General features: G+C 46.8%; 3 protein-coding genes. 2 read left to right on the top strand and 1 reads right to left on the bottom strand.

All coding sequences use genetic code 11. The features are described 5' to 3' along the window. On the top strand, positions 1 to 194 hold a 194-nt coding region (locus HJV72_RS10055; RefSeq protein WP_208070697.1), incomplete at its 5' end, for a hypothetical protein. Between the two features lie 610 nt (positions 195 to 804). Here the strand turns inward: HJV72_RS10055 and HJV72_RS10050 are convergent. Continuing rightward, positions 805 to 1,410, bottom strand: coding sequence for a hypothetical protein (locus HJV72_RS10050; protein WP_208070695.1), 606 nt, complete (start codon positions 1,408 to 1,410; stop codon positions 805 to 807). A gap of 391 nt (positions 1,411 to 1,801) precedes the next feature. Between HJV72_RS10050 and HJV72_RS20170 the strand changes: the two genes are divergently transcribed. Continuing rightward, positions 1,802 to 7,222, top strand: coding sequence for an Ig-like domain-containing protein (locus tag HJV72_RS20170; RefSeq protein WP_208070693.1), 5,421 nt, complete (start codon positions 1,802 to 1,804; stop codon positions 7,220 to 7,222). Positions 7,223 to 7,250: the final 28 nt, after the last annotated feature.

Here is a 7,250-nt window from a genome sequence, read left to right as displayed (position 1 = left end):
AGATTGACAGCGCCGCCTTAAGCGGACAGCTTCAGTCCGCGGTGAACAGCGTCACGAGCGGGGCGCCTGCGAAGGTGCCGGTGGAGATGGATACGAGCGGGCTGGAAGAGGGGCTGAGTTTCTTTAATACGGTTGCCACTAGTATCAATTATCTTAAAACTGCTGGTCAATCTCTAAACAAGAGCCTGGATTAACCTAAAAAACATAAGGTTACAAAAATTAATTATGTGAGTCTACTTCACAATAAGGATATGACAAATATGGTGTCATAAACAAGTTGTGTTAATGGGGGTTCTTTAAATATACCCAAAGGAGTATTGGAGGCCTGGTAATTCCTCTTTGCTGGAACGGAAAGTGATATGAAACCAAAACAGAGCTGGTGACAGCAGATGGTATGGTTTAAAAATTCATATGGCAAACTATGTACAATACATAAACGTCCCAATCAGCAGTACACTCATCTGGCGTCAGTTGAATCATATAATCTGGTAAAACAGGATAAAGATTCTTAACAGTGAGGATATTCAACGACTACCCATCCTTGTAGCTGGCATGACCTTATATTGCCAGCTATTAAAGTATAGTCTAAGTGTGATGCCTACTTGCTAGGCATATAAACATTACCCGTCAGCAACGGTGCTACTCTCTCACTGTTGTTTACGTTTGTCACAAGAGGGTTTAAAAATTGTCTAAAAATAATTATAAACAAATTAAAAAATAAAACTTTATCATAAGTTAATAAAAATACATAGCGACTATATAGATATTACTTCTGCCATTATAAGCAGACTAACTTTCGAAATACTATTTCCACTTATTCCCGCAATTTTTACATTTGTTCCAACGCACATACAAAGTATTCACACTACCCACTGAAGCAGTCCACTTTCCTATATCTGTACTACCACACCTTGGGCAACGAGGAAGTCTGGCTTCAGCCTCTCGTTTTTCTTGCGCTTCTCTTCCTTCAAATGCATTTATATCAAAGGTACTTGGAAATTGCCGCTTTAAAAAAATCACATATGGATTACCACCCTTAATTCTAGTCATCTCTTCCATTATCCTCGGGTCTTTTCTTTGTATCATACGTTCTAATTCCAATATATCTATTCCCAGATTTTCCATAACCTTTTCTGCTATCCCATCTAAAGAATCATTATACATTTTTGAAAACTCTTGGTCATTATACATTAGCTGCACCATTGGAATATCACAATAATCACATTTTAATTCCACAGCACCTGTTAAGCCATTACTTTGTTTCCCACATCTGGTGCACATGATTTTTTTCTTCAAATCATCTATACCGCTGTCTTGTAAATATGTTTGAAGTGGGAACCCACAAAAAAGACATTCTATTTCATACGAGCCGATTTTTCTTTTACATCTTGGGCATATCACATAAATCATAAATTCACCTCCATATTTTTAATTATTATAACATTTTATCAAATGAAATGACAATCAATTGATAAATTTAGAACAACACTTGCCACTAAGAAACTCTATCTTGGCTGCGTCAGCTGACGGCATAACATCAAAAATGGGAAATCTTACTCAAACATGTACCGCTGCTGCCTCAGGAGCAGGTACGTTAACTTCAACCTTCTCAGGATTGCTCTCCACGCTTGCTCCTTTGGCCCCTTTGATAGGTGTAGTTTCTGCATCAATCGGTGGTCTTTTACTTATCAATGGCCTGACGGAAAGTTATGATGATGCAGTTTCCAAAGCACAGGCCGCTGCCTCTCAATATGCCCAGACAAAAGGCGAATTACAGTCTGTTAATACGGAACTATCGTCCGTGCAGTCAAGGATAGAAGAATTGCAATCCAAAGGGAAGCTATCATTTACAGAGCAGAGTGAATTAGCCAATCTCCAAGAGCAAAATGCAGCTCTGGAACAACGCTCGACTCTTCTGGCGAAGCTCAGTGACGCACAAAAATATACTGACGCCAAAGAAGCTGCCAATGCAATGCAGAAGAAATCCGACAGTATCCTTTACGAAACAAATGATGAAAATGATGCTTTAATGGCATCTTACGCCGGAGGGCGTAATGATGACCGCGAGATGCATAAGCGTACAGATACAGAAGCCATAAAGGAAAATGTCGATGCAATCAAAGAATATGAAGCCGAGGTAAATAAGCTTAAGAAGGAGCAAAAAGGGTTAAATAAAAATGACGACAGCTTCAAAGAAAAGCAACAAACCATTGAAGATTACAAAGAAAAGATAAGTAAATATTCTGAAGATTTAAATAAAAGATATGCTAATGTATCAAAATGGCATGATTCCATGATTAATGATGTTACCGGAAAGCCTCTTCCAGGTTTTGAGCAGCAGGTTCATGAACTTAAAGAAGCTATGAACTATACAGAGCGGCTCAACTATGAAAGCGATACTCCTAAAAGTGCTATTGAAAGCTTTTTTTCTGGCTCCAACACTTCAGGCATTAGTAACTATTTGACAGAACTTGCAAAAGCAGGAAAGTCTACAAAAGATATCAAAGCAGCCATCAAAGGGCTTGGGTTAAACTCTGAAGATTTTGGTACTGCAACCTTAGATGATGTTGCCAGGCATTTTAAAGATATAGCAAGCGCCGCAAACGAAGCGGCAAATTCTGCAAATAAAATAGACGGCTCCTTTTCCGGAATCTCCGAAGCCTTTCAGACAGAAAATGCAGGCGATGCCTATGAAGATATCGGGAATTACCTCATAAAAGCAAAGGAACAATTTGATAAAGGAATTATTAATACAGATGATGTTAAATCAGTTGCCAAACTGATAGGTGTTGCTCCTGAAGAAATAAAAAGTAAATTTGCTGAAAACTATGAAAATGCACAAAAATACTTCACTTTCGATAGCAACGGAATCATGGATGAAAAAGGAGTCCTGACCTTTTGGGATGATTACAATGCAAAATTAGAAAGCGTCGGCGGCTCGTTTAGAACTACCGCAGAAGCGGCCAGCTCAATGGATTTGACTGTAGAAGCATTTGAAATACTTATGGGACGGTCCCAAGATCACGGTAATGACTTTGGTGATATCGAAAAATCCACAGAACAGTTAAGTTCAGCCAAAGAGGCTTTAGAAGGTCTTAAAGAACTGAAAGACTCTCTCAATAGTGAAGACAGGGAAGAATTATCCGGCAAGTTTGATGGATGGGAAGAAAAGCTAAGTCAATATGAAGAGGACCTGTCGACAATTGACCCTAAAATCATAGCTGAAATAGAATTTGAATACAGCTTGGCTCAACTGGAATCTGAAATCGAAGAAGCTGAATTGCTTGCTGAGAGCACCGGTACCCGTGAGGCGTGGGGTAATTCATTAGCAAAAAAAGAATTTGCAAGAGGCAAACTTGAAGACCAGAATCAATTTTCAGAAGTGGTAGAGCCTCAGGAATTCCCTATATATTTCGGGGTAGAGTCTGCATTACATGATGTCCAGGAGCAAATTGCATCCGGTGAGCTGGATGAAGATGAAGCAGTCCGGCTTGCAATAAAGGCTAACAATCTGGAAGACTTTATGCTTGATATCCAAACAGCTTTTTCAGAAGATAATCCGACAATCACACCAGAAACTAATACGGAAGTGGCTGACGAGGCCTGGCAGACATGGTTGTCCAGTACAAATGGACAGCAAATTATTGCCAACATTCTTGCAAATAACGAAGAGGCTATTAGTGCTGTTGCAGAACTTCTGGGAATGACCCCGGAACAAGTGGTACGGCTTATCGCAGATTCCTCAAATGTCGATCAGGCAGCCGCTAATAAAGATGGTGGATCACGCTTTACACTTTTAAATCCCGTTTCTGGAGAGTTGCAGGCGGAGATATCTAATAAAGATGGTGGTACCAGGAATGTAAAGCTTCTTCCTAACAACCAGCTTCTTGTAACAGAAACGACAGAAGAAGACGGTGGTGAACGTACTACTACATATGTTGCTAATACATTAAGTTTGCCGTCAGCCTTCCCTACTATAACACGTAGAGTTGAATATAAACCATTTGGTATTGGAGTAGGGACCACTGGCTTACCCTTACTTCCACCGATTAAGTCCAAACAGGCCAACGGCACCGCCCACTCCGCCGGCACTGCCCTCTGGCAGTATCGCCATTCTGGTTCCCGCTCCTACAGCGGCGGAAGCTGGGGCCTTCCCCACAGCGAACGCGCCCTCATCAACGAGCTTGGAAGTGAAATCATCGTCCGCAACGGCAGATGGTTTACGCTGAACAACGGCTATCCTGTTATGGCCAGCTTAAAGGCCGGGGACATCGTCTTCAATCACAAGCAGTCGGAGGCTCTGCTGAGCCGCGGCTATGTGACCGGCTCCCATGCGCGCCTCGTGGGCAGCTCTTATGCCGAAGGCAGCCTTGGACACCTATCCGGGCGGGCGTATGCAAGCGGTACGGAATTCAAGCAGGAATTCGACCAGATTGAGATACTTATCGACCGCATGGAATCTGCGTTCAAGAGAATCTCCGATTCGATAGAAACGCTCTCCTACAACCTCACCGCCCAGAACAAACAGGTGGACAGCGCCATCGCTAAGGCGAAAAGCAACCTCTCCTCCTATCAGAAGGCATATGACACTTATATGGGCAAGGCCAATGCCGTCGGCTTATCCGGTTCCTGGGTGAACGCGGTGCAGAACGGAAGCTACGATGTCAGCACCATCACGGACGAAGACTTAAAAGACAAGATAGACGACTACAAGAAATACTATGAGAAGGCGCTCGGACTTCAAAAGGACATCGCCGACCTGCAGAAAGACCTCGTCGACCTTGCCATGAAGAAGCTTAGCAACATCGACTCCTACTTCAGCAACCGGTTCGACTACAATGACGACTTCGGCTATGCCAACCAGATATCCGAACTGAATTCCGCCCTTTCCCAGTATCAGAACGAGCTGGCGAAGCAGGTATCCTCCGGCACGATCAAGCAGTATTCCGACGAGTGGTACGATGCCCAGAAGAAGATTGCCGATTATACGCAGAAGATACTCGATGCGACGTGGAAGAAGTTCGAGGACACCCTCGACCATATGGACAGGGTAAGTGATAACCTGAAAGATTTCCTGAGCCTCAAGGAAGCCAAAGGCGAGCCTCTGACCGAGGCCGACTACCAGAAGCAGATTGACCTGAACAACGATTCCATACAGAAGAGCTACGACTTAAGGCAGCAGCTCGTGAAAAAGCAGGCCGTCTATGATGTAGGCTCCAAGCTGTACGACAGCCTTGCCAAAGAGATTGCCGGACTGGATTCCGACATCTATGACCTGATGGAGAATAACGAGAAGCTGAAGAAGTCCATCTGGGAGACCCGGTTTACCAATCCGTTTGAAGAAGTCATAGACGGTCTCGATGCAACGATATCCAGTTCCAAGAATCTCCGCTCTCTGCTCGATAAGGATTCCTTCTTTGATGAGAGCGGCGCCCTCACCGACAACGGCCTCGCCAACCTGGCGCTGCTCGGTCAGGAGATGGCCACGTCCAAGCAGAAGGTAGCCGAATATACGGCTGCGCTGAAGAAGCTGGATGAAGCCTACCAGAACGGGATACTTAGCCAGGAAGACTATGAGAAGAGCCAGAAGAACATGCTCAAGGACATCCAGGACGCGGCTGGTGACGTGCAGGACTACAAAGATAAGATCATCGACTTGTACAAAGACCAGATGAAGGCCGAGATAGACTACATGGATGACTACTATGACAAACGGCAGAAAGCGCTGAATCTGGACAAGAAGTATTATGACTTCTCCAAGAAGCTGAACGACCGGTCGAAGTCTGTCAACCAGCTCAAAGCACAGATAGCTGCGCTCCAGGGCGTCAACAACGCCTCTGCCCAGGCGGAGCTGAGACGGCTTCAGCAGGAGCTTGCCGAGAAGGAAGAAGACCTCGCCGAGCTGAAGAAGGACCATGCGGACGACATGATCGACCGTGGTTACGACAAGCTCTCCACAGGGATGAAAGACAGTCTCAACTCTACTATGGACGAGCTGACATACAATGCCAGCAAGCAGGAACAGGTCGTGGCGGATATGCTGAACAAGGTCGTATCCATGTACGGCCAGGCATATGGCAAGATTAATGAGATCATCGCCAATACGGGATTCGCGGGAAGCTCCGGGTTCCATCAGAACGTCACGGACCTCGGCACCCAGTCCGGCGCTGCCGGGCAGATGGAGGCAGGAAGCGCGTCACAGGGCAGCGTCCAGGCTTCCGGCACCACCACAGGCGTGGATACCGGGGCCATCAACAAGAACCCGTCCCATGATGCCATCATCGAGGATATCAGCAAAGAGACCGACCTCAACAACCGGCCTGTAGCTGAGCTTACCCTGAGCACCACCTCCCTCTCGCTCACCGAAGGGAAATCCGCTGTCGTATCTGCCCGAGTCCGTCCGACGGATGCGGCGAACAAGACGCTGCGCTGGACCTCGTCCAACACGAAGGCGGCCACCGTATCCGGAGGCACCATCAAGGGCGTCAAGGCAGGAAGCGCCGTCATCACCTGTACAACCACCGACGGAAGCGGCATCTCCGCTACTGTGTCTGTCTCCGTTGCCAGGGCTCCGGCCAAACCGGCGCCCTCCCAGAACAGCCCGGCTTACGGCGGCATTCCGTTCCGTTATAAGAAGGACTACTATCCGAAGAACAAGCTGAACGTCAACAGTTCCATCGTGGATCGCCTCAAATCCCACGACTTCGACTCTTCCATGTCCGCCTGCCGGGAGCTTTACAACTACTGGGGCGGAGGCGGCTATTATTCCGGCACCTACTCCCAGAACGTCTGGCTGCTCAACAAGATGCGCTCCGCCGGCTACCGCAGGGGCAGCCGCTCCGTACCGATAAGCGGCCCTGACTTCGTACACGCCGGTGAAATCGTCATCCGCAAGTCCGACGGGGGCATCCTCGTTCCACTTCAGCGGGGCGATGGCGTCATCCCTTCCGGGCTCACCGAGAACCTATGGGACCTGGCGGAACGGGCGCCACAGCTCCTCTCCGGCGCCGGCTTATACCTTCCTGCCCCTGGCAGGGCACATCAGCCGTCCGGAGAGCGCGGGCTGCAAGCCCAGTTCAGCTTCGGTACGCTGCTCAATATAGAAGGAAACGCAGACAAAGACATCGTAGACGAACTGAAGTCCGCACTGCCGGCCCTTGGAAAAGAACTGACACAAATCGTGTCATCAGAATTATCAGACGATTACCGTAAATTGAAGTAAATTTTGAAAGGGGTCAGACCCCTGGCGC

The sequence above is a fragment of the Extibacter sp. GGCC_0201 genome (assembly GCF_017566055.1).
In the GTDB taxonomy this organism is placed as follows: domain Bacteria; phylum Bacillota; class Clostridia; order Lachnospirales; family Lachnospiraceae; genus Extibacter.
The sequence above is the reverse complement of the archived record's forward strand: the minus strand, read 5'-3'. Positions and strand labels throughout refer to the sequence as shown.